Origin of the sequence: Bradyrhizobium guangxiense (genome assembly GCF_004114915.1) — a bacterium.
In the GTDB taxonomy this organism is placed as follows: Bacteria; Pseudomonadota; Alphaproteobacteria; order Rhizobiales; family Xanthobacteraceae; genus Bradyrhizobium; species Bradyrhizobium guangxiense.
Window position 1 is genome coordinate 2300980 of record NZ_CP022219.1, and the last position, 23834, is coordinate 2324813.

Here is a 23834-nt window from a genome sequence, read left to right on the forward strand (position 1 = left end):
GTTCGGTATTGCCCTGGCTTGCGGCGTTTTGTTTAATGGGTGAGCCGCGCTGACAAGACGATTGAGACGCGGGTAGGAAACGCATTGTGCGCCGGGAGGCACGATGAACGATCCGATTCTCGAGATGCGTGGGGTCTCCAAGACCTTCTTTGGCATCAAGGCGCTGCGGGCCGTCGATCTCACTGTCTATGCCGGCGAAATTCATGCGCTGATGGGTGAGAACGGCGCCGGCAAGTCGACGCTGATGAAGATCCTGTCCGGGGCCTACAGGCCTGATCCCGGCGGCGAGATCCGCATCGAAGGACACCCGGTACGGATCGAAGGTCCGCTCGGCGGCCGCAGCGCGGGCATCTCCATCATCTATCAGGAGCTGTCGCTGGCGCCCAATCTCAGCGTCGCCGAGAATATCTATCTCGGGCGGGAGCTCTCGCGATCAGGTTTGCTGGCGCGCGGCGCCATGCGCGAAGGCGTCGGTCCGATCCTGAAACGGCTCGGCGCGGACTTCCTGCCCTCGACGCTGGTGGCGCATCTCTCCATGGGCCAGCGGCAACTGGTCGAGATCGCGCGTGCGCTGCACGCGAGATCAAAGATCCTGATCATGGACGAGCCGACCACCGCGTTGTCGGCCGCCGAGAGCGAGCGGCTGTTCGCGTTGATCCGCCAGCTCCGCGCCGAGGGGCTTGCCATCATCTACATCTCGCATCGCATGGACGAGGTCTACGCGCTCGGCGACCGCGTCACTGTGCTGCGCGACGGCCGGTTGGTCGGCTCGCTCGACAAGCCCGAGATCCGCGCCGACACCATCGTGCGGCTGATGGTCGGGCGCGACGTCTCCTCGTTCTACAAGAAGGACCACGATCCCGAGGCGGGGCGGGGACATCCCGTGCTCGCGGCAATCGACATGGCCGACGCTCAGCGCGTCAGGGGCTGCTCGCTTACCGTGCATGCGGGCGAGGTGGTTGGCCTCGCCGGCCTGATCGGCGCCGGCCGCACCGAGCTTGCGCATCTCATCATCGGCGCGTCGCCCAAGACCTCCGGCCGGCTCGAGCTGGAGGGACAGCCGGTCGAGATTCGCAATCCCGGAGAGGCGCTCGAGGCCGGGATCGCCTATCTGACCGAGGACCGCAAAGCGCTCGGCCTGTTCCTCGACATGTCGTGCCTGGACAACATCAACCTCGCGGTGCTCGGCCGCGATGCGAAGCTCGGCTGGTTCCTGGATCGCGACAGAGCGCGCGAGCGCGCCGCCAGGGCCTTCGCAGGCCTCAGCATCCGCGCCGCCAATGTCGGCGTCCCCGCCGGGGGCCTGTCCGGCGGCAACCAGCAAAAGGTGCTGCTGTCGCGGCTTCTGGCCATTGCGCCGAAGGTCCTGATCCTCGATGAGCCGACGCGCGGCGTCGATGTCGGCGCCAAATCCGAGATCTATTCGATCATCGACAATCTGGCCAAGGCCGGCACCGCGATCCTCGTCATCTCGTCCGATCTGCCCGAGATCATCGGCATCTGCGACCGCGTCGTCGTGATGCGGATGGGGCACATCGCCGGCGAGGTGACGCGCGGCCCCAATTCGTCGCTGACGCAGGAAGACATCATGGCGCTTGCCACGGGGATGGAGCATCTCGATGCCTGACAATGGCGCTGCAAAGGCCCAGCCCGCCCCGACGACGAACGGTGCTGGCGCCGAGACGAGGCGCCAGCGGGTCAGGGTGCTGATCAGCGCGCTTGGCATGCTGCCGGTGCTGCTCATTCTCTGCATCGGCTTTCATTTCCTGTCCGAGGGCCGTTTCTTCACCGGACAAAATCTCGGCATCGTGCTGCAGCAGGCCGCGGTGAACACCGTGCTCGCCGCAGGCATGACCTTCGTCATCCTCACCGGCGGCATCGATCTTTCGGTCGGCTCGATCTTGGCGGCCTCCGCGATGGCCGGGTTGACGCTCTCGAAGCTGCCGGAGCTCGGAATGATGTGGCTGCCGGCGTCGCTGCTCACCGGCCTTGGCTTCGGAATTGTCAACGGCGCGCTGATCGCGCTGCTCCGCCTGCCGCCTTTCATCGTCACGCTCGGTTCGCTGACCGCGGTGCGCGGCCTTGCGCGGCTGCTCGGGGCCGACACCACCGTGTTCAATCCATCCATTCCCTACGCCTTCATCGGCAACGGCTCACTGACGCTCATTCCCGGCGTCGCCTCGATCCCGTGGCTCTCGGTGATCGCCTTGCTCGTCATCCTGGTCTCGTGGCTGGGGCTGCGCCGGACCGTGCTCGGCGTGCACATCTATGCAGTGGGCGGCAATGAAAGCGCGGCGCGGCTTGCGGGCATCAAGGTCTGGGCGGTGCTGATCTTCGTCTACGGTGTCTCCGGGCTTTTCGCCGGGCTCGGCGGCGCCATGCAGGCCGCGCGGCTCTACGCGGCCAACGGCCTGCAGCTCGGTCAGTCCTACGAGCTCGACGCGATCACCGCCGTGATCCTCGGCGGCACCTCCTTCGTCGGCGGCATCGGCTCGATCTGGGGCACGCTGGTCGGCGCACTGATCATCGCAGTGCTGTCGAACGGCCTCATCCTCGTCGGTGTTTCCGACATCTGGCAATATGTGATCAAGGGCCTCGTGATCATCGGCGCCGTGGCGCTGGATCGTTACCGGCTGCAAGGCTCTGCCAGGACTTGAGAGCCTAGGTGCGCGCCCGCTCGATGCGAATTCCGCTGCGGCAACTGGTCTGCCGCGCCGGAGACGAAGACAGACCAGGGAGGAAGTCCATGTTGAAGACGATCATGCTCGCCGGCACCGCGGCGGCGCTTGCCCTGACCACCGCGCCATCCTTCGCCAAGGAGCTCAAGTCGATCGGCGTCTCGCTGGGATCGATGGGCAACCCGTTCTTCGTCGCGCTGTCGAAGGGCGCCGAGTTCGAGGCGAAGAAGACCAATCCCAATGTGAAGATCACGACGGTGGGCTTCGAATACGATCTCGGCAAGCAGGTCACCCAGATCGACAATTTCATCGCGGCCGGCGTCGATCTGATCCTGCTCAATCCCGGCGATCCCAAAGCGATCGGGCCGGCGATCAAGAAGGCGCAGGGCGCGGGCATCGTCGTGGTCGCAGTCGACACCGCGGCCGAAGGCGCCGATGCCACCGTGACCACGAACAATGTGCAGGCCGGTGAGATCTCCTGCCAGTACATCGTCGACAAGCTGGGCGGCAAGGGCGACGTCGTCATCGAGAACGGGCCGCAGGTCTCCGCTGTGATCGATCGCGTCGTCGGCTGCAAGAACGTCTTCGCGAAGAACCCCGGCATCAAGGTGTTGTCCAGCGATCAGGACGGCAAGGGTTCGCGCGAGGGCGGTCTCACCGTCGCGCAGGGCTACCTGACCCGCTTTCCCAAGATCGACGCCATCTTCGCCATCAACGACCCGCAGGCGATCGGCACCGATCTTGCGGCGCGCCAGCAGAACCGCACGGGCATCGTCATCACGGCGGTCGACGGCGCGCCCGATATCGAGGCGGCGCTGAAGGACCCGCAGTCAGCGCAGATCCAGGCCTCTGCGTCGCAGGACCCGTTCTTCATGGCGCGGCGGGCCGTGCAGGTCGGGGTCGGCATTCTCAATGGCCAGAAGCCGGCCTCGACCGTCGAGCTGCTGCCCTCGAAGCTGGTGACCAGGGACAACGTCGCCGAGTACAAGGGCTGGACCTCGGATCGCTCTCAGTAGAACGCGGTCCGGTAGCGGCAGCGTCGCCAACGCGGCGGCGGGCGGGGTCTTGATCGGCGCCGTCCGCCGAAAATTCGCGTGCACTGACCGGCCAGGTGCTTGCCCGCGCGCTTGGGCATGGTGCGAGCCGCTGCCGCTCGCGTTAGCGGGCGGTGTAGGGGCTGGCTTGCGGAGACGGAACGGTCGCCGGAGATTTGCTCGCGAAGGCGCGGGTCTTGGGTTGGACGTGCGATCCGTCGATCACCTCGAGCCGGCCGCAGCGGTTCAGGGTGTGGAGCTTCCTGCCGGGCCACAGCGGTCCCGGCTTCAGGGAATGGCGGACGACCTGCTTGAACGTCGTCGGCGACAGTTCGACCACCTCCGCCAGCGCGAGCGCCGCGCCGTATCCGTCTGTGCAGTTCTGGACCGGGCGCCACAATTTGTTGTTGATCGTGACGAAATTCCCCGCCGGCCGCGTGCTCGCGCGGTCGATCAGGACCGGATTGCTGGCATGGGGCAACCAGGGCCCCAGGAGGCGGTCGGCATAATAGATCGCCAGCGAGTCCGAGTAGCCGCCGGTTCCGTCGCGCCAGGCTCCGAACAAATAGTGCAGGCCGTTGTGCCGCGTGATCGTGACGTCGGCCAGCTCGAGGCCCGAAAGCAGCGTCGCGTGCCGCTCCCATTTGTCAGGGAAGCGCACGCATTTGTAGAGTGCAACGTCGGCGTGGATCGAGCTCTCCGGGATCATCCACAACTCGCCACCGTCTTCGATCAGAAACGGATAAGAGAGGTGCCAGGGCTCCTCCAGCACCGGCACGACCTCGCCGGTCGGCCCATTGGCACCGAACTCGATCGCCGAGATGATGCCCTTGCCGACGCGGTGGTCGAGATCCTCGAAGAAGACGAATGTTCGCCCCTGCCAGGTGATCGGAAAGGGGTCCGCGTAGAAGTGGTTGCCCGGATCTTCCAGAATGTTCCAGCCTGGACCGGAGAGATCTCCGGTCTGCCAGACGCCTGCATTGTCGTTGAAGCGCCATCCGACATGCCAATGGGGGGCATAGCAGCAGAGGCGATAGATCTCCTTGGCGATCGAGGCGGCAAGGCCGCGCGCGACGTAGCCAACGGGGCTGCGTCGCGCGTCATTTTCGGCGGGGCGCGCCAGCTGCGGCACAATCCGCGGCCTTCCCGACAGGATCGCCGCCACCATGGTCAGGGTTCGTGCCATGACGGTTTCGAGCGCGCCGCTGAGGCCTGCGGCAATTTCGCCGGACGGATGGCCGCGATCGACGACCGAGCCATCGACCTCATTGACGATGTCGATCACCGGCAGGTCGCCGGCCAGAATGGCAGCGAGCGCGGCATTTTCGCCTGCAACTCCATTGAACAGCGGACGGAGATAGAGCCGGGCGGAACTATTCGGATCGCGCGCGCCACCGGTGAAATCGACGATCACGTCGGCAGTCGCGGTGCGAGCCCGCATCGGTTCCGGAATGTTGGTCAGCCGGTTGGCACCACTCGGCTTGCCCTTGTGCAACACCACGCGTTCGAGCTCGAACAGGGCGTCGAGACCCGCGGGTCGCGGCTCGGCCGTTGCCGCCCACGCGATCTGAACCGGAACATCCCGGCCGTCGACCGACAGCGTCGCGCGGTCCATCCATCGCCGCGCGTATTGTCGGTCACAGCGAAACTCGATGATCATGTCGAGCCCATTTCCACGTATCAGGTCAAATGACCTGGCCGAGAATTCGAACGTATTCCTCCACCATGGCATCTACCGAATAGCGCAGCCTCAGGCCTTTGGCGTTTTGTCGCAGCTCGTCGCGCAAGCGGTGGTCCGTCAGCAGCGTGGAAACGGCCGTCGAGAGCTTCGCATGATCGGCGGCATCGACGAAGAGAGCGGCCGGCTTCCCCTCGTAGGACAACACCTCGCGCAGGACGGGAAGATCGGTGACGACCGACGGCACTCCGGCATTGGCAGCCTCGACCGCAGCCAGACCGAAGGTCTCGGCCTGTGTCGGGAATACGAACACATCCAGACAGGCGAGGAAGTCCGCCATCCGGCTGGGAGGAATTTCCCCGAGCAAATGCAGCCTGTCTGACACCTTCAGGTCATCCGCCAGCTGTCTCAGCCGGGCTTCGTCGGCGCCTTGGCCGGCGAGCGCAAGGTGCCAGGAAGGCTCGTCCGGCAGCAGACCTATCGCCGCATCGAGCCGCTTGTGCGGATGCAGCCTTGCGGCGCAGCCGAGCAGGACTCGGTCGGGCGGCAGATTGAACGCTCGTCGTGCCGCCTCCTTCGACAGGGTCAGGGCCTTGTCATCGAAGCCGTGCGGCACATGCACCATGCGCGACCGGTAGGCCCCGGGATAGCGCGAATATTCGCGCTCCATGTCCTGCGAATTGAGCGTAATGCGGTCGAAGAAGCCGAGGCTGCCCATGGCGATGTCGGCGGTGCGGACCGGCCAGCTCATCGCCAGCGCGGACGAAACCTGATTGGCGACGACCGGTGCGCGACTGACGAGGCGCGTCACGCCGCCGGCGATGATGTTGCCGAAATGCTGGAAGGTCAGGACGGCGTCAGGCTTGATCGTGCGGATATGACGGCCGAGCGTCCACAGCATCTGCAACAGCGCGATCGGGTTGCCCGGCCGCCTCGGCGTGCAATAGAGCGTATCGGGTGGCTCGTCGAAGGAATCCGATTTGCGGAAGAAGAAGAGGTTGGTGACGCGGTAGCCGCGCGCGGTCAGCCCGGCGCCGAGCAGCCTGGAGATCTCTTGCGCACCGGCATTCTCGGCCTGGGTCTGCGCGAGCAGCACGTGGAGTTTTCGGCCGCCGCCGTTCGACCGCGCGAGCTCAGTCGCGGTCGTCTCGCCCAGTTTCTTGTTCGGCTGATAGTGGAGCACGGATCCCCGACCCGTTAGAGAAACGAAATCTTCACCTTCTTAACTCCGTACCTATCATGCGGGTATCGCGTGGACACCGACCCGAAACAAACGAAGTTAATGCGCGACTTGCCCGTCGACGTCGTTCGTGCCGTTTTTCGCCTGTTCCTGAACGGCGAGCAGGGAGTTGCGTTAACCAATCGGCCTCGCGTGCCGCCGCTGCGTGAACGCCGGCTACTCAGCGGAGTCGGCGCCGCGGACCGCGTAGTTGGCGCGTTTCATGGCGGTGAAGCGCAGCAGCACGAGAATTGAAGGATCGACCCCCGATCGCCGGCGGCAGAGCACGTTCAGGGCAATGGTCGCGAGCGCCAGCGACACTGTGGCCGAGATCGCCGCGCCCAGCACGCCGAGCCAGGGGATGAGGACGAGGAATCCCGCGAGCCGCAGTGCGACGTTGGCGGCTACGACGGGAACATAGATTCGTTCATGGCCGGTCAGCTGCAGGATCGCCGCGGACGGGCCGCCCGCAGCCTGGACGGCCGTTCCGATTGCGAGCACGATCAGGACCGAATGCTGTTCGGTAAAGTGAGGTCCGAACAGGTTGAGGAGATAAGGGCCGCCGATCCAGACCGTGGCAAGCCCGGCGGCCACGCAAAGCGCGGTCACTTCCGCCATCAGCCGCAGCGTTCGCTCGAACTCCAGATGGTTCTTGCTAAAATACAGCGATGGCAGCCGGCGTGCGCCGAAAGTGTATAGCGCGGCGGACACCATGGCGAAGATGTTGGCGAGGCGCGAGGCGGCAAAGTAGATTCCGGCCGTCGTCGGATCCAGCATCCAATAGACCAGGATCACGTCGAAATACTGGTTCGCGACCTCGAGAATGGATGCGAGCCAGAAGTGAAGGGCGCTCGACCGCCAGCGGGACGTTTCGGAGCGGGCCGCGGTGCTGCGCAAATCGGGCAGCGCGCGCACGGTCGAAATGATCTGTGCAGTCAGGCCGGCCGACATGGCAATGGTCATCACCGCGAACAACTCGGCGGGATCGAGTTGCCGGTGCGCGAGCAGCATCACGAGCAGAAAAAGGACAACGATGACCCGCCAGAAGAACTCGCGATTTCCCTCGCCCATGAGAATGCTGACCAACGAGCGTGCAACCTGACTGCCGAGCATCACGCCTGCGTTCACGGCCGTGTAGGCACACACCGCAAGTGTGAGGAGCCAGCCGCCGCCTCTCATGTTCGCCACCAGGGCGATGCCGACGGTCACGGTCAGCATGGCGGCCGAGGCAATCTTGAGGCTCGAAAGGAGGACGCCTTTGGTGAGATCCGGTCTGCCGCCGACCTGATACTCGTTGAGGAAGCGTACCAGCAACGATTCCTGGCCGACCAGTCCCACGACGGCGGCGATCTGGGCAACCGAAAGCCAGGTGGCAAAGATACCGAAGCCGTCGGGCGACATCGTTCGTGCCGCCAGCGAGAACAACGCAAACGCAAGCGCGCCGCTGCCGACCTTGAGGAGGATGGTCCCGACAACACCGCGCGTGACGTCACGCCGCAACAACTGGAGGATGGATTCGATCATGGAAGTTTAAGGAGCCGCTCTCTCCCGCAGAGACATATTCCGATGTTGGCGACAACCTAGCATGCCGAAAAATCGCGAGGGTTAATGGGCAAGGTCCAGGATCCTGCCAACGACGATATCGTCGCGAGACCCGTTGCTTCACAGTGGAACATCGTCGTCCTCATTGTCCCGGATGGAGCAAGGCCGCCTCGGACCGTGTGACGGCGTTCCGCCGCGAACGATGGCCGAGAAGGCCGAGATCCGCCGTTTGAATGCGGAATGGTTCGCCGGGACAAGCCGGCGCTGCCAGCAACCGCAATTTACGGGGAATCCCCAGCAAGGGGCGTGCCGCCATGGTCGGGATTGCCGCGCTCCGCTCTGTTAACCTCGATATCGAGAAATGATCGCGTTTGGCCCTGCGATGCGACATCAGGCCGGAGAATTGCACGTACGACTTTGGTTGACGTGGGAGCCTGGATCATGACGGCGGACAGAACTGAGAGCGAGCCGGCTGCCACGACCGACAGTTCGAGAACCGTTGCAGAGATCGCGATCGTCGGCGGCGGCCTTGCCGGATCGCTCGCGGCGGCCGTGCTGGCGCGGGCAGGGCACCGCATCGCCCTGATCGACAAGCGGGCGGTCTACCCGGACGAGTTCCGGGTTGAAAAGATCGGCGGGCCTCAGCTCGCAATGCTCGGCAAGCTGGGCTTTCGCGAAGCGCTCCAGAATGCCGCCTGTCGATATGACCGGGTGCTCAATATCCGGGAAGGCAAGGTGATCGATGTCAGCGTCGGCCAGGCTTACGGATTTCCCTATGCCGATCTGGTGGCCATGGCACGCAGCCAGATGCCCGATCCATCCAGCCTGATCGTCGACGAGGTCACTGCGATCAGCTGCAGCGACGACCTCCAGCACGTCGAGCTGGCCTCCGGACGACACGTGACAGCGCGCCTCGTCGTTCTCGCCACGGGCATGGCGGGAGTTCTCGGTTACAAACTGGGCATCAGGCGTCGCGTGCTGGCGGAGCGCCACTCTGTTTCGTTCGGTTTCACGATTGCCCGCCGGGACGGTCGCCCGTTCGATTTCGAGGCACTGACCTGCTATGGCGAGCGGACGGCGGACGGCATCGACTATCTCAGCCTGTTTCCAGTCCGGGTCGGCATGCGCGCCAATCTCTTCATGTTCCGCGACCCGACCGATCCGATCATGCGCGAACTGCGCCGCGAACCGGAAGCGACCGTCTTGCGTCTGCTGCCGGGATTGCAGCCCTATCTCGGCGATTTCAGCGTCATCGACCGGGTCCAGAACTGGGTGATGGATCTGACCGTGGTTGAAGCACACCTCCAGCCCGGCGTCGTGCTCATCGGCGATGCGTTCCAGACCAATTGCCCCGCGGCCGGCACGGGCGTTGCGCGCCTGCTGGTGGACGTCGATCGTCTTTGCACCGAATACGCGCCGCGATGGCTCACGACATCAGGCATGGGCCGGGAGAAGATTTCGCAGTTCTATTCCGATCGCGACAAGGTCGCTGCGGACGAGCAGTCCCTGAAGATGGCGCGCTTCCGCCAGGCCCTGACGTCTCGCGACGATATTGGCTGGGATGTCCGGCGCCGGCTGCACTTCCTGCGGCGCAGCCTGACGCACCGTGTCGATCAAATGCATCCGGGTTGGCTTGGACGCGTTCGCGGCGCGCTGCGCGCCTGAGCGCCGCGGCGCTTCGCCCGCTGCCGGATCAGCGCGTGGGCGTCGGGGTGCGGACGGGCAGGAGCCGCCAATCCGCCAGCCGCTTGGCCGCCAGCTTCAGCCAGGGAGCCTGCTTCAGCGCGAACAGGGCGACGGCGCCCGCGGTGCTGCCAACCTGCGTGACCGCCCACATCGGCGAGGGCCGTGCGCCGAACGATCTCTTGTACGGCTCGTCACCGATTGTGAAATCGAGCATCTGATCTCCGCGCTCGATGCAAGCCCGTGTCACCTGCTCGAACATCAGCGCGCCGAGAGACTGGCTCTTGTATCCAGCAATGTCGAAGGCGCTCATGATGATGAGAAAGCTGCCCTGATGGCATAGTCCGAGCACGGCGGCAATCACTTCGCCGTCCATCTTCATGGCGTAGAGGCGCACAAAGCTGCCGAGACCACGAAGGGCCACGTCGGAATAGAAGCGGAAATATTCGGGACGCTGGAGCAGGTCGCCGTCGCCTTGTGCCTGAAAGCGGGGACCACGAAATCTCTTCATCGCCTCCAGTGCTTCGAGCATGGAGGCGCTGTCGTCGCAACACGAGAAGCTCAGCGTGCCCTTCTTCTGGAGCTGGCGATATTTCTTCGCGAGCTCCTTCTGATAGGAGCGATCGATCGCACTGGTCCGCCACTGCTCGAACGGCGCGACGAGAACCGTGGCATAGGCATTGGTGCCCATCGACACGCGGCGGGGCGCAGCCAGAAGGTTTTCGATCGGAAGCCGCCCGTCGGGCAGCTTGGTCATTCGGAACAGATCGAAGGGACGAACGAGGCGCTGAATCTCCGCGCATGCGCCCGCGTCGTCGAGCAGCTGCGAAAACACGTCCGGGCTACAAACCGGGGCCAGATAGTCGGAGACGCGCAGGTCGGCGAACTCGACCGTTCGGATCGGGCCGCGCCGGATCCGCAGCAAGGGCAGCACCATCGCGAGGTCTCTCGTCGTGCGGTGGCGGACCACGACGACCAGAGGTGTCGCACCCGCATCGGACGCGAGCCTGGTGTAGAGGCTGTGCAGCCAGATCGGATGCTGGAACGCGGTGGCGGCCGAGCGCCCGAACAGTTCGGCATATTCCGGAGACAAGAAGTCGAACGACGGCTCAATGGCGATGTCGAACGTGTTGCTAAGCTTGGTCATGCGCAATCAACAATTCGCGAGGATCGATCGAGCCGTGGCCGCGCTTTATAGCAGGGTCGTTACGAGCTAGACACTGGCGGCGTGCGCTTTGCATTAATGCGCTCAACGCGGTTCGTATCGTTACCAATTTCCTAAACAATCTGTCGGGCGCCGGGATTCGGGGCCCCCGACCGATGTGGTCCTGTTGCCTCGGCAGCGCAAGGCAGCGATCTCCCCGCGCGGATTTTCAGATCTTCTCAGTCGTGTAACATGGTCAGCACGGTCCTGAATGCGCAGACGATGTCCCCCTTCTCACGACGAAGACTGCTTGATACGGCGGCGCGGGTCGCGGCACTGGCCGTCTGGCCCGCCGGCGCTGTTGCGGACGATTACCCGTCCCGGCCCATAAGGCTGGTCATTCCCTATACAGCTGGCGCCGCGGGCGATCAGATCGGTCGTCCCTGGGCAGAAAGGACTGCCTCGCTGCTGGGACCGATCTATGTCGAAAACGTCGGCGGCGCTGGCGGTGCGATCGGCACCGCCGCGGTGGCGCAGAGCGCACCCGACGGCTATTCGCTTCTGCTCGGCAATGGCAGCACCCAAGTGATGATTCCGTTGTCTTCGGCGCAGCCCGCCTACGACGCGGTCCGTGATTTCCGCGCCATCTATCGCTTGATCACCAGTACGCTTGCATTCGCGGTTCATCCTTCCTTGGCTGTGAAGGATCTGCGGGAGCTCGTAGATTTTGCCAAGGCTAATCCGGGCAAGCTTTCCTACGGCACCCCGGGTGTCGGCACCGGCAACCATCTCGTGGGGGAGATGTTTAAGCTGCAATCCGGCCTCGCAGCGGATTTCGTCCACGTGCCTTATCGGGGCATGGCGTCCGCGACCAACGACCTCGTGAGCGGCCAGATCTCCGCGGTGGTTGCGGTGGTCTCGAGCCAGCTCCTGCAACTGCATCGCGCAGGCAAGCTGCGGCTGATCGCCGTGACGAGCGGTCGACGCTTGAGTGGCGCGCCGGACATTCCGACGGTGATCGAATCCGGCATGCCGGGCCTCAGCTATGCCGGCTGGTTTGGCTTGTTCGCGCCAAGGGCCACCCCGGATGCGATCGTGGAACGGATCGCTGCGGCGACCCGCACCGTGATGGCCGATCCTCAATTGCAGGAAAGCTATCGTTCGCAAGGTCTGGAGCCGGACATCGATTCGGGTCCCGACAAGTTTCAGCGACTGGTCGAAGACGAGCTGGTCCACATGGCCCCCATCGTCAAGTCGATCGGGCTCAAGCGCGACTGACAGCGACAAGCGCACTCCTTGCGGGCATTGCTGCGGCATTCGACCGCGTCGATTTGGAATCATCCACGCGCATTTTGAATCGTTCCAGACATTTGCCTCACGGTCGGCGATGATCGAGGCATTCTAAGTCGCGGCGCGCGCATTTGCGTTGCCGTCACGATGGCGTCTTCTTAAAGAGGCGATGCGCAGAACGCAGGCAAATCGGATGCTGCCGAAGAGTCGAAGGTAGTCGATGAGAATGCCTGTCTGCGGGGGGAATTGACTGACGGAAGGACTTTCTGGGAATGCGGCGTCGGGGTGGGGGTGGGACGGCAGCGCGCTTTGCAGCGGCGCTGCTGGGTGGAGTGGCGTTGCTGACGTGGTTCGAATTACCTGCTCGATCCCAAACACCGCAGGGCGGCAGCTCACTTCCACCGGTGACCGTCGAAGCTCCCGCGCAACAATCGTCCCGCCGCTCGCCAACCAGGCGAAACGAGGTCCGGGCCCGATCGGCGTCGCGGCGCGCGCCGCAAGCTCGAACCGTCCAAACTGTCGCAGTGCGGTGGCAGCCGGGTGTCGTGCCCGCCTTTGCTGGCGGCCAGGTCGCTCAAGGCGCGCGGCTGGGAGTGCTCGGAAATACCAGCACCATGAAGTCACCGTTCAACGTGACGAGCTACACGGACCAGTTCATTCGGGACCAGCAGGCGGCAACGGGGGCGGACGCCTTGATCCTCGATCCGTCGGTGCGAAGCTCCCATCCGACGGGCGGCGTGGTGGACTCCTTCAACATCCGTGGATTCCCGATCAACGAAGGCAACAACGGCGAATTCGCCTTTGAGGGCCTTTACGGAATCGCGCCGACATATCGCATCTTCACCGATTACGTTGAGCGCATCGAAGTGCTCAAAGGTCCCTCGGCCGCGCTCTCGGGGATGGCGCCCAATGGCGGCGTCGGCGGCGTTATCAATGTCGTGCCCAAGCGCGCCGAGGAGGATTTGACCCGCTTGACCGCAAGTTACGGCTCCACCGCACGCTTCGGCGGTCACTGGGACGTTGCGAGGCGCTACGGCGATGGCAGGGAATGGGGCGTGCGGGCCACCGGGAGCGTGCGTGACGGCGACACGCCCATCAACCGCCAATCCGAAACGACGGGCGTCGGATCGCTGGCCCTCGACTATCAGGGCGAACGATTCAGATCCTGGCTCTATCTCATCGCACAGACCGATCGGTTCGATGCGCCGTCACGTCCATTTCTGATAACTCCCGGCCTGCAGGTGCCGAAGGCGCCGGACGGCAAGCTGAACGTGACCCAGCCCTGGGAATGGTCACGCATCAACGACCAATCTGCCTTGCTGCGAACCGAGTACGACGTCAGCGATCAGGTCACGCTGTTCGCGGATATCGGTGGCTCAAAGACCAATGTCGAGCGATTCTTCGGCCTTCCGACGATCGTCAATACGAGCGGCGACACGACCTCGACGCCGCAGTTCTTCGGACTCAGCATCGACCGAACCACATATGATGGTGGCGTTCGCGCCCGTTTCGATACCGGCTTCGTTCATCATTCCGTCGTCGTCCAGGCCTCGGTCTATCATGACGCACTGTACCGGCGGCTGACCAATGGCAGCCTGGTTACGTCGAACATCTACAATCCGAACGTTGCGCCGACACAGTTCGCCAACGAGATCAGCGATCGCCCGCGGCTTTCGGACAGCGAACTCACGGGGCTTTCGGTTGCCGACACCTTGTCCGTGCTCGACGAGCATGTCCTGCTGACCCTGGGTGTTCGGCGCCAGGGCATCGAGGCGCACAATTATCTCTCCAATGTCGGGACGCTGAGCTCGTCCTATGACAAGAGCGCGGTCACGCCGGTGGTCGGCCTCGTCGTCAGGCCCCTGGACAATGTCTCGTTGTACGCAAACTATGTCGAAGGTCTCGCCCGGGGCGACGTGGCTCCCCAGAACGCATCCAATTTCGGTGAAGTGCTGCAGCCCTACGTCGCCAAACAGTACGAGGCCGGCATCAAGGTTGAGTTCGGCCGGATCGCGACCACCTTCAGCGCCTTCGAGATATCGAAGGCGAGTGGCGAGTTGTCGGCCGGGCGCTTCGCTGCGACGGGCGAGCAACAGGTCCGAGGCCTCGAATTCAACGTCTACGGTGAGATCATGCCGGATGTGCGTGTGCTCGGAGGCATCTCGCTGCTGGACGGCACGCTGACGAAGACCGCCGTCGCGGCCAACGTGGGCAACACGCCAATCGGCGTGCCGAACATTCAGGCCAATATCGGGGCAGAGTGGGACCTCCCGTGGATGCGGGACCTCACCTTGAACGGAGCCGTCATCTACACCGGCAAGCAGTTCGTCGACAGCGCGAACAGGCAGCCGATTCCCGAATGGACGCGACTCGACCTCGGCGCCCGCTACACCACCGCGATCAACGGCAGGAAAACGGTCTTCCGCGCCAATATCCAGAATGTGACCGGCGAGAGTTACTGGTCCAGCGTGGCGTCGTTCGGAACGTTCTTCCTGGGAGCACCACGCACATATCTGCTGTCGATGACCGTCGACATGTGATCGCTGCGCTTGCATCTGCGTGACACGCGGCCACGCTTGTGAAGGCGCGGTCGTGGCAACCGTTGGGGCCAACGCGCCTCTGCGGACCGGTCAAGTTGACTGTCGAGGTGGATAGTCGCTTGCCAATAGCCGCGCCGCATCCTGCGCTGATGCCGCGACAGGTGTGCGGAAAATACTCCGTTAAATCAATGCGATGAGCTCCATTTTCGGGTGCCTTTCGGCCGCGTGGCCGAAACTGGCGCGGCTCTTGCTCTTTGTCAGTATGAGAGTTCTTGATAAACGTCATACTGCGGGATCGGGCGGATGGAGCAAGCGGTGAGGCGGATTTTGCGGGCGGTTGAGCCCGGGACAATGGCGCTGTTCGGGGCGCTCATCGCCGCCAACATCGCCGCGTGGGCCTGGGCCTTCGCGCTGTTCGGCCACCGGCCGACGGTGTTGGCGACCGCGCTGCTGGCTTGGGTGTTCGGTCTGCGCCATGCCGTCGATGCCGATCACATCGCCGCCATCGACAACGTGGTGCGCAAACTGATGCAGGCGGGCGGCGCCCCGCGCAGCGTCGGTCTCTATTTTGCGCTCGGGCATTCCACCGTCGTTGTGGTCGCGACCATATTGCTTGCGCTCGGCGTGGTGAGCCTTGGCGGCGACAGCCTGCTCAAGGAGATCGGCAGCCTCATCGGCACATCGGTGTCGGCGCTGTTCCTGCTCGTGATCGCGGCCATCAATCTCGTCATCTTCGTCGGCCTGTGGCGAACGGTTCGGGCCGCACGGGAGCAGGGCGTTCACGATGCCGAAGGGCTCGAGGCGCTGCTGGCCAAGCGCGGCTTCCTCGCCCGCCTGCTCGGACCGCTATTCCGCATGGTCACAAAGCCCTGGCACATGTATCCGCTCGGCTTCCTGTTTGGGCTCGGCTTCGACACGGCGACCGAGATCAGCCTGCTCAGCATCTCTGCGAGCGAAGCCGCGCGCGGCGCTTCGGTCGCAGACGTGCTGGTTTTCCCTGCACTGTTCGCATCCGGCATGGCGCTGGTCGACACGGCCGACTCCGCGCTGATGGTGAGCGCCTATCGATGGGCCTTCGTCGATCCCTTGCGAAAGCTCTGGTACAACCTCACGATCACCGGCGCGTCCGTGGCGGTCGCGCTGTTCATCGGCGGCATCGAGGCGCTCGGATTGGCCGCCGACCGGCTCGGCCTGTCCGGGACCATGTGGACGCTGGTCGACGGTCTCAACGAGTCGCTCGCCAATGTCGGTTTCGCCGTGATCGCGCTGTTTGCGATCGCATGGCTTGTCTCGGTCGTGCTTTATCGTCGCATCTTGGAGGGCAACCGGCACCGGGCCGCAACGAAAGCGCTGGAATGCGCCGATGCGACCGAAGCGGCGTGAGCCCTGTCGTGGCGGCTGCGCACTGACGGCACTCTCAGCCCTGGTGCTGCTCGCGGATGACAGTCATGCTCTCGCGCAGAACAACAGCGGCCAGCACGAATTGCCGCCCATCGAGGTCGGCGGTGACGCGACGCCAGAGCGCAAGAGGCCGGTCGGATCGCGCCGCGCCGGCAAGCCCTCCGCCGCCGGCCACCGCATCCTCGTGTATCCAGCGGCGACGCAGGCCTCGGATGCACACAGCGCCGCCTCGCGCGCAAACGGCCTGCCCGGCATGGCCAGCGAGCTCACCATCTCCGGCGCAGAGCTCAATGCCCGCCCTTTCACACGGCCGGGCGAGGCGCTCGAGGCCGTGCCGGGTCTCATCGTGACGCAGCATTCCGGCGAGGGCAAAGCCAACCAGTATTTCTTGCGCGGCTATAATCTCGACCATGGCACCGACCTTGCCATCACCGTCGACGGCATTCCCGTCAACATGCGCACCCACGCGCACGGCCAGGGCTATGCCGACCTCAACTGGCTGATCCCGGAAACTGTCACCGCGGTGGACGTGCGCAAGGGGCCGTACTTCGCCGACGAAGGCGACTTCGCCTCGGTCGGAAGCGTGCACATCGGCCTGATCGACCGCACCAGCGGGCTGGCACAGGTCACCGCCGGCAGCTTCGGCTATCGCCGCCTGCTCACCATGGACTCCGCGAAGCTGGGTGGCGGCGCGTTGCTCGTGGCCGGCGAGATCGGCACCTATAACGGCCCGTGGGACAATCCGGACAATGTGCGGAAGCTCAATGGCCTGGTGCGCTACAGCCAGGGCACCGCGACCGACGGCATGTCCGTCACCGGCATGGCCTATGCCAACAGATGGAATTCGACCGATCAGGTGCCGCTGCGTGCGATCGCCGCCGGTTTTCTCGGCCGCTTCGGCTCGGAAGATCCAAGCGATGGCGGCAACACCAACCGCTTTGCGCTCTCTGGCCGCATCGCGCAGAGCGACGACCTCGGCTCGTGGAAAGCCAACGCCTATGTGGTGAAGAGCCAGCTCGATCTCTTCAACAACTTCACCTACTTCCTCAGCGATCCCGTGCTCGGCGACCAGTTTCACCAGCACGACGACCGCCTGATGCTGGGTGCCAATACCTCACGCACGCTGAACGGTTCGTTGGCGGATTTGCCGATGCAGACCACCTTTGGCCTGCAATCGCGCTACGACGCGATTGATCTGGCGCTCGCCAACACGTTCCGGCGTGGCTTCCTGTCGAACATCCGCAGCGACAAGGTCGGCGAGGGCAGCGTCGGCGTCTATGCCGAAAATACGGTGCGTTGGACCGATTGGCTGAGGACGACGGTGGGATGGCGCGGCGATTACTATGCCGCCGACGTCACGTCGCGGTTCAGCGTCAACAATTCCGGCCGCGCAGACGCATCGCTCGGCAGCCCGAAATTCCGCATGGTGCTCGGTCCGTTCAACCAAACCGAGTTCTTCTTCGGCGCCGGCTACGGCATGCATTCCAACGATGCCCGCGGTGCGACGACGACGGAGGACCCGAGCGATCCTGCGACGAGGCTCACACCGTCGCCGCTGCTGGTGCGGACCAGGGGTGCGGAGGTCGGCGTGCGCAGCAGGATCGTGCCCGGCCTGGACACTTCGCTCAGCGTCTTCATCCTCGATCAGGATTCCGAGATCCTGTTCGCGGGCGACGCTGGCGACACGTCGGCGCCCCGTGCCAGCCGCCGCTACGGCTTTGAATGGACCAACCACTACCGGCCCATCTCCTGGATCGAGATCGACGCCGATCTCGCCATGACCCATGCGCGTTTTCGCGGCTATGACAGCGAGCAGGCGGAGGTCCATGCTTCGCTCGCCGGCTATCCCGAGGCGCAGATCGGCAACGCGCCCGGCAACTACATTCCGAACGCGCCGGCGATGGTGGCATCGGCCGGCGTCACGCTGGGCGAGAAGACCGGATGGTTCGGAACCTTGCGCTGGCGCTATCTGGCGTCGAGCCCGCTGACGGAGGACAACGCATTCCGCTCCTCTGCGACCAGCGTCTTCAACGGGCGGCTTGGCTATCGCATCGACAATGGCTGGCGGCTCCAGCTCGACGTTCTCAATCTTTTCAATGCGAGGGCGAACCAGATCACCTATGCCTATGGCTCGCTGCTCAAGACCGACACGCTCTATAGCCTCTGCACATCTGGCACTGCGCCATTGGGAGTCTGTCAGAATGGCGTGATGGACTATGTGCTGCACCCCGTGGAGCCGTTGACGTTCCGCCTCACCATCGCGGGGGTGTTCTAGGCTCGCTCCGGTCGCGAATCGAATGATGCGGCGATTGACGCTTCTGCCATCCGGGATTGCTAGAGCATGGGTGTATTGTGGTAGTGAACGGCCGGGTGGCGACACGTCGCGGCCTGAAAGCGCAGCAGGGGACCGTCGATGAACCGTGAGCTCGATCTCGCCGACTTTGAACTGCATCCGCAACGTGGTGCGGTGCTGGCCGAGGTGCACGCTCGCCCATTCACCCGGTTGACGGCGCCGGTCACGGTGCTCCGCTTTGCTTTTCTTAGTCAGGGCGAGGCCGCTGCAGCGGACCGGCAGAAGTTCGTGGCGTTCTGCATGTCGCACGGGCAGGCTCCGCCGGAGGACGGGGCCAAACATCACCAGGTGACGATCGGCGCCACGCAGCTCCGCTGGGAGCAGCACTCGGAATTCAGCACCTTCACCTGGATCCTGGGCGGCTCCGAGACGTCCGCCCGCCGCTTCGGTGAGATCGACACAGAGTCCACCGCGCTGGTCCGGTCGCTGCACCAGTCCGGTCAATTGCTGGTCGCGGTCAAACTCGAGGTCGAGCAGACCTCGGCGGCCCTGGAGCGTGCGCAGCAGCTTTTCGAAAGGAGCAGCCTCGCCGTCGCCGCGGTCCGCAGCGGACCCGCCGTCGTTGCATCCGACTTTCGCACGGACGATCAGGGCTTCGTTCGCATCCTCGTTTGCAACGACGGTCTGTCGCCGGGCCGGCTCGGTGCTCTCGTGCAGCGCGTGCTGGAGATCGAGACCTATCGTACGCTGGCGCTGCTCGGTCTGCCCACTGCGCTCGAGCTTGCGCCCTCTGTTGATCATATCGGCCGGCGGCTCGTCGAAGTGCTCGAGGAGATGCAAGGCGCCGAAGACCTCAAGCTCAACAATCATCTCCTGACGGAACTGACCGCGCTAGCTGCTTCGCTCGAAAGGGAGGCTGCCGGCAGCTCGTTTCGTTTCGGCGCCAGCCGGGCTTACAACGACATCGTGCAGGCCCGCCTTGCGGTGATCGAGGGTGGCGAGATCGCAGGCTATCCGACCTGGTCCTCCTTCCTCGCGCGCCGCATGGCACCCGCGATGCGCACCTGTGCGACGATGGAGCACCGGCAGGCCGATCTGTCGATCAAGCTTGCGCGCGCCGCGGATTTGCTGCGCACGCGCGTCGACGTCGAGCTGGAAGAGCAAAACCGCGATCTGCTGCGCTCGATGAACGACCGCACCCGGCTTCAGTTGAGACTTCAGAGCACGGTCGAAGGCCTGTCGGTGGCGGCGATTGGTTACTACGTCGTGAGCCTGTTCGGCTATCTGGCCAAGGGCGCCCATGACGGCGGCCTGCATGTCGAGCCTTCGCTGGCGACCGCAATCTTCGTGCCGGTCGCCGTTGCGGTGATCTGGATCGTCACCCGCAACATCCGCAGGCGGCACTTGAAGCACGACGAAATGTCGGGCGCTCACGACTGAGGACGCAAACGAGCCTCTTGCGCTTCGCCCGCGAGCGGTCGAAGCTAGAGCGACCGGGAGACACGAGATGAGCCGATCCGATGCGATGACCAACGTGCTCTGGCTGCAGGGCGCCAGCTGCGGCGGCTGCACCATGTCGATCCTCGAAAGCGGCGCCTCCGGCTGGTTCGACGAGCTGCGTCAGTTCGGCGTCAACCTGCTGTGGCATCCGTCCGTGAGCGAGGAGACGGGAGAGGAGGCGGTCGAGATCCTGCAGTCGGTGCTCGACGGCAAGGTTCGGCTCGATCTTCTCCTGCTGGAAGGTTCCGTCGCCCGTGGACCGAGCGATACCGGGCGCTTCAACATGCTCGCCGGCACTAACCGTTCCGTCTATCGCTGGATGCTCGATCTTGCGCCGCATGCCGGCTATGTGATCGCGATCGGAAGCTGCGCGGCCTATGGCGGCGTGCCGGCCGCCGGATCGAATCCGACCGATGCCGTCGGCCTCCAGTTCGAGGGCTCCGATAGCGGTGGCGCGCTGGGGGCGGCTTTCCGCTCGCGGCTCGGTCTTCCCGTTATCAACGTCGCGGGCTGCGCGCCGCATCCGGGCTGGATGATGGAAACCATCTTGGCACTGACCACCAAGGATATCGCAGCGAGCGACCTCGACGGATACGGCCGGCCGAAGTTCGTCGCCAATCATCTTGCTCATCATGGCTGCTCCCGCAACGAGTTCTACGAGTTCAAGGCCAGTGCCGAGACCATGTCGGAGCGCGGCTGCCTGATGGAGCATCTCGGCTGCAAGGCGACGCAGGCGGTGGGCGACTGCAACCAGCGCTCCTGGAACGGCGGCGGCTCTTGCACCAAGGGCGGCTATGCCTGCATCGCCTGCACCTCGCCGGGGTTCGAGGGCGCCCAGAACTTCCTGGAGACCGCCAAGCTCGCCGGCATTCCGGTCGGCTTGCCGACCGACATGCCGAAGGCCTGGTTCGTCGCGCTCGCCGCATTGTCGAAATCCGCGACGCCGCGACGCGTGCGGCTGAACGCAACCGCCGATCACGTCGTCGTGCCGCCGGGCCGCACCACGACCAAGACCAAGCCATGACGCGGATCACGATCGGCCCGTTCAACCGCGTCGAGGGCGATCTCGAAGTCCGCCTCGACATCGAGAGCGGGCGCGTCAGGCGCGCCGAGGTGACGGCGCCGCTCTACCGCGGGTTCGAGCAGATCTTGGAGGGGCGTCCCCCGCTTGACGCGCTGGCGCTGGCGCCCCGGATTTGCGGCATCTGCTCAGTCTCGCAATCGGTGGCCGCAGCCGCGGCGCTGCGCGATGCCATGGCGATCGAGGCGGCGCCGAATGGATTGCTCGCCACCAGCATCGCGCATGCCGCGGAGAACGCGGCTGACCATCTCACCCATTTCTACATCTTCTTCATGCCGGATTTTGCCCGCGAAGCCTATGCCGCGCACGACTGGCACGCCGCGACGCACGAGCGCTTTGCCGCGACCCGCGGTAGTGCGGCGCGCGACGCATTGCCGGCGCGGGCACGGCTGCTCGAGACCATGGGCATCATCGCCGGCAAATGGCCGCACAGCCTCGCGTTCCAGCCCGGCGGTACGACGCGTGCCATCGATCTCGGCGAGCGCGTCCGCCTGCTGTCGATCGCGACCGCGTTTCGCAGCTTCCTCGAGCGTATCGTCTTCGCGGATGCGCTGGAGAATGTGCTCGCGATCACCACCGCGGACGAGCTCGATCGCTGGCGTGACGGCCGCGGCGGCGACTTCGCCCATTTCCTGCGGCTCGCCGACAGTCTCGCGCTGAGCGGGCTTGGCAGGGGCACCGGCCTGATGATGAGCTACGGCGCCTATCATGGCACCGACGGCGAGCTGTTTCCGCGCGGCCTTTTCGGCCCGCGCGCTGCGATCGAGCCGCTGCCGTTGGCGCAGATCACGGAGGACGTCTCGCACGCCTGGATGCGCGACTCGTCCGCCGATCCCGCCCACAGCAGCACGATCCCGGATCCCGACAAGCCGGCCGCCTATAGCTGGTGCAAGGCGCCGCGGCTGTCCGGTCAGCCGATCGAGGTCGGCGCCATCGCGCGTCAGACCGTGGCGGGGCAGGCGTTGATTGCGGATCTCGTGTCGGCCAGCGGGACGAATGTGCGCAACCGGGTGATCGCGCGGCTGATCGAGACCGCGCGCATCGCGCTTGCCATGGAGCAGTGGACGCGCGCGCTCCGTCTGTCGGAGCCGTTCTGCACCAATTCGTGCGACATCCCTGACGGCAGCTATGTCGGACTGGTCGAGGCGGCGCGCGGCAGTCTCGGGCACTGGATGGCGGTACGGGGCGGCAGGATCGCGCGCTACCAGATCATCGCACCGACGACGTGGAATTTTTCACCCCGGGACTCTTTCGACGTCGGGGGGCCCCTGGAGCAGGCGCTGGTCGGCACCGATGTCGGCGATGCCGGCGCGCGCGCGGTTGCGATCCAGCACATCGTGCGCTCGTTCGATCCCTGCATGGTGTGCACTGCGCACTAAAGCATGATCCGGAAAAGTGCGAAGCGGTTTTCCGGAAAGATTATGCTCAAGCAGCCGGAAACTTCGTTGCCGACTGCAAATCGCGTTGTTTCCGCTTCTCCTGCTTTTGCTGTCCTCGCTGCCCTTCATGAGAGCAATTCAAAGACGTAACGTTTTGGAATCTCTCTACATTTGAATCGCTCCAGGTTGTTGGCCTGCTTCTTGCTGTCTTTGGCGTCATCGAAAAGTCAAAGCCGAAGACGGGAGGATTCATGGGCGCGGCGACGGAAACGTTTTACAGCGTGATCAGGCGGCAAGGCATCACGCGTCGGAGCTTTCACAAGTTCTGCAGCCTGACGGCGACGAGCCTCGGGCTCGGTCCGTTGGCGGAAAGCCGTATCGCCAATGCGCTCGAGACCAAGCCGCGCGTGCCGGTGATCTGGATGCACGGGCTCGAATGCACCTGCTGTTCGGAGAGCTTCATTCGGTCGGCGCATCCGCTCGTCAAGGACGCGGTGCTGTCGATGATCTCGCTCGACTACGACGATACCATCATGGCAGCTGCGGGCCACCAGGCGGAAGCCATTCTCGATGAGACCCGCGCCAAGCACAAAGGTCAGTACATTCTTGCGGTGGAAGGTAATCCGCCACTGAACGAGGGCGGCATGTTCTGCATCGACGGCGGCAAGCCCTTCGTCGAGAAGCTGAAGATGATGGCCGAGGATGCGATGGCGATCATCGCCTGGGGCGCCTGCGCGTCCTGGGGCTGCGTGCAGGCGGCCAAGCCCAACCCGACGCAGGCAACCCCGATCGACAAGGTCATCACCAACAAGCCCATCATCAAGGTGCCGGGATGCCCTCCGATCGCCGAGGTAATGACCGGTGTGGTCACTTTCATCACCACCTTCGGCAAATTGCCCGAGCTCGACCGCCAGGGCCGGCCGAAGATGTTCTATTCGCAGCGCATTCACGACAAGTGCTACCGGCGCCCGCATTTCGATGCCGGCCAATTCGTCGAGGAGTGGGACGACGAAGCCGCGCGCAAGGGCTACTGCCTCTACAAGATGGGCTGCAAGGGCCCGACCACCTACAACGCCTGCTCGACCGTGCGCTGGAACGGCGGCGTCTCGTTTCCGATCCAGTCCGGCCATGGCTGCATCGGCTGCTCCGAGGACGGCTTCTGGGACAAGGGCTCGTTCTACGACCGCCTCACCAACATCAAGCAGTTCGGCATCGAGAAGAACGCCGATCAGATCGGCATGGTGGCGGCCGGCGCCGTCGGTGCCGCGGTGGCCGCACATGCGGCCGTGACGGCGGTGAAGCGGCTCGCGTCGAAGCGCGAAGACGCCGACCACAACAGCTAAGCCAAGTGACAGACTAGGGTAGGGCAATC

General features: G+C 64.5%; 16 protein-coding genes. 12 read left to right on the plus strand and 4 right to left on the minus strand.

The annotated features are described in order from the left end of the window. Positions 1 to 103: 103 nt before the first annotated feature. From X268_RS10720 to X268_RS10730, 3 genes are all read left to right on the plus strand, one after another. On the plus strand, positions 104 to 1627 hold the full coding sequence (locus tag X268_RS10720; protein ID WP_128924922.1) for a sugar ABC transporter ATP-binding protein: 1524 nt from the start codon (positions 104 to 106) through the stop codon (positions 1625 to 1627). Then, positions 1620 to 2657, plus strand: coding sequence for an ABC transporter permease subunit (locus X268_RS10725; RefSeq protein ID WP_128924923.1), 1038 nt, complete (start codon positions 1620 to 1622; stop codon positions 2655 to 2657). The genes X268_RS10720 and X268_RS10725 overlap by 8 nt, the downstream gene beginning before the upstream one ends. A gap of 89 nt (positions 2658 to 2746) precedes the next feature. Continuing rightward, the gene (locus tag X268_RS10730; RefSeq protein ID WP_128924924.1) at positions 2747 to 3694 is read left to right on the plus strand and encodes an ABC transporter substrate-binding protein; all 948 of its coding nucleotides are present in this window, start codon (positions 2747 to 2749) and stop codon (positions 3692 to 3694) included. A 142-nt stretch (positions 3695 to 3836) separates the two neighbouring features. On the opposite strand, the gene X268_RS10735 is transcribed toward X268_RS10730, so the two are convergent. From X268_RS10735 to X268_RS10745, 3 genes are all read right to left on the minus strand, one after another. Continuing rightward, entirely contained in the window at positions 3837 to 5372 is a 1536-nt protein-coding gene (locus X268_RS10735) for a glucosamine inositolphosphorylceramide transferase family protein (protein ID WP_128924925.1), read from the minus strand. 25 nt (positions 5373 to 5397) lie between these two features. Beyond that, a complete protein-coding gene (locus X268_RS10740) occupies positions 5398 to 6573 on the minus strand; it encodes a glycosyltransferase family 4 protein (RefSeq protein WP_128924926.1) in 1176 nt (391 codons plus the stop codon). A gap of 213 nt (positions 6574 to 6786) precedes the next feature. Continuing rightward, complete coding sequence (locus tag X268_RS10745; protein WP_128924927.1) at positions 6787 to 8133, minus strand: lipopolysaccharide biosynthesis protein; 1347 nt, start codon at positions 8131 to 8133, stop codon at positions 6787 to 6789. A gap of 459 nt (positions 8134 to 8592) precedes the next feature. Between X268_RS10745 and X268_RS10750 the strand changes: the two genes are divergently transcribed. Further along, positions 8593 to 9816, plus strand: a complete 1224-nt coding sequence (locus tag X268_RS10750; RefSeq protein ID WP_128924928.1) for an FAD-dependent oxidoreductase — start codon at positions 8593 to 8595, stop codon at positions 9814 to 9816. 28 nt (positions 9817 to 9844) lie between these two features. On the opposite strand, the gene X268_RS10755 is transcribed toward X268_RS10750, so the two are convergent. Then, positions 9845 to 10981 carry a GNAT family N-acetyltransferase gene (locus X268_RS10755; RefSeq protein WP_128924929.1) on the minus strand — a complete coding sequence of 379 codons (1137 nt, stop codon included), beginning with the start codon at positions 10979 to 10981 and terminating at the stop codon, positions 9845 to 9847. A 279-nt stretch (positions 10982 to 11260) separates the two neighbouring features. Between X268_RS10755 and X268_RS10760 the strand changes: the two genes are divergently transcribed. The 8 genes from X268_RS10760 to X268_RS10795 all read left to right on the plus strand — a co-directional run bounded on the left by X268_RS10760 (position 11261) and on the right by X268_RS10795 (position 23805). Further along, the gene (locus X268_RS10760) at positions 11261 to 12256 is read left to right on the plus strand and encodes a Bug family tripartite tricarboxylate transporter substrate binding protein (protein WP_128929212.1); all 996 of its coding nucleotides are present in this window, start codon (positions 11261 to 11263) and stop codon (positions 12254 to 12256) included. A 284-nt stretch (positions 12257 to 12540) separates the two neighbouring features. Continuing rightward, positions 12541 to 14808 carry a TonB-dependent receptor gene (locus X268_RS10765; RefSeq protein ID WP_208764432.1) on the plus strand — a complete coding sequence of 756 codons (2268 nt, stop codon included), beginning with the start codon at positions 12541 to 12543 and terminating at the stop codon, positions 14806 to 14808. Positions 14809 to 15159: 351 nt separating this feature from the next. Further along, complete coding sequence (locus X268_RS10770; protein WP_347341908.1) at positions 15160 to 16191, plus strand: HoxN/HupN/NixA family nickel/cobalt transporter; 1032 nt, start codon at positions 15160 to 15162, stop codon at positions 16189 to 16191. Beyond that, a complete protein-coding gene (locus X268_RS10775; protein WP_128924932.1) occupies positions 16172 to 18484 on the plus strand; it encodes a TonB-dependent receptor in 2313 nt (770 codons plus the stop codon). The genes X268_RS10770 and X268_RS10775 overlap by 20 nt, the downstream gene beginning before the upstream one ends. A gap of 138 nt (positions 18485 to 18622) precedes the next feature. Further along, positions 18623 to 19942: a DUF3422 domain-containing protein gene (locus X268_RS10780; RefSeq protein WP_128924933.1), complete on the plus strand. Its 1320-nt coding sequence runs from the start codon at positions 18623 to 18625 to the stop codon at positions 19940 to 19942. Between the two features lie 67 nt (positions 19943 to 20009). Beyond that, positions 20010 to 21026 carry an NADH-quinone oxidoreductase subunit B family protein gene (locus X268_RS10785; protein ID WP_128924934.1) on the plus strand — a complete coding sequence of 339 codons (1017 nt, stop codon included), beginning with the start codon at positions 20010 to 20012 and terminating at the stop codon, positions 21024 to 21026. Continuing rightward, positions 21023 to 22462, plus strand: coding sequence for a nickel-dependent hydrogenase large subunit (locus X268_RS10790; RefSeq protein WP_128924935.1), 1440 nt, complete (start codon positions 21023 to 21025; stop codon positions 22460 to 22462). The genes X268_RS10785 and X268_RS10790 overlap by 4 nt, the downstream gene beginning before the upstream one ends. A gap of 251 nt (positions 22463 to 22713) precedes the next feature. Further along, entirely contained in the window at positions 22714 to 23805 is a 1092-nt protein-coding gene (locus X268_RS10795; protein WP_128924936.1) for a hydrogenase small subunit, read from the plus strand. Positions 23806 to 23834: the final 29 nt, after the last annotated feature.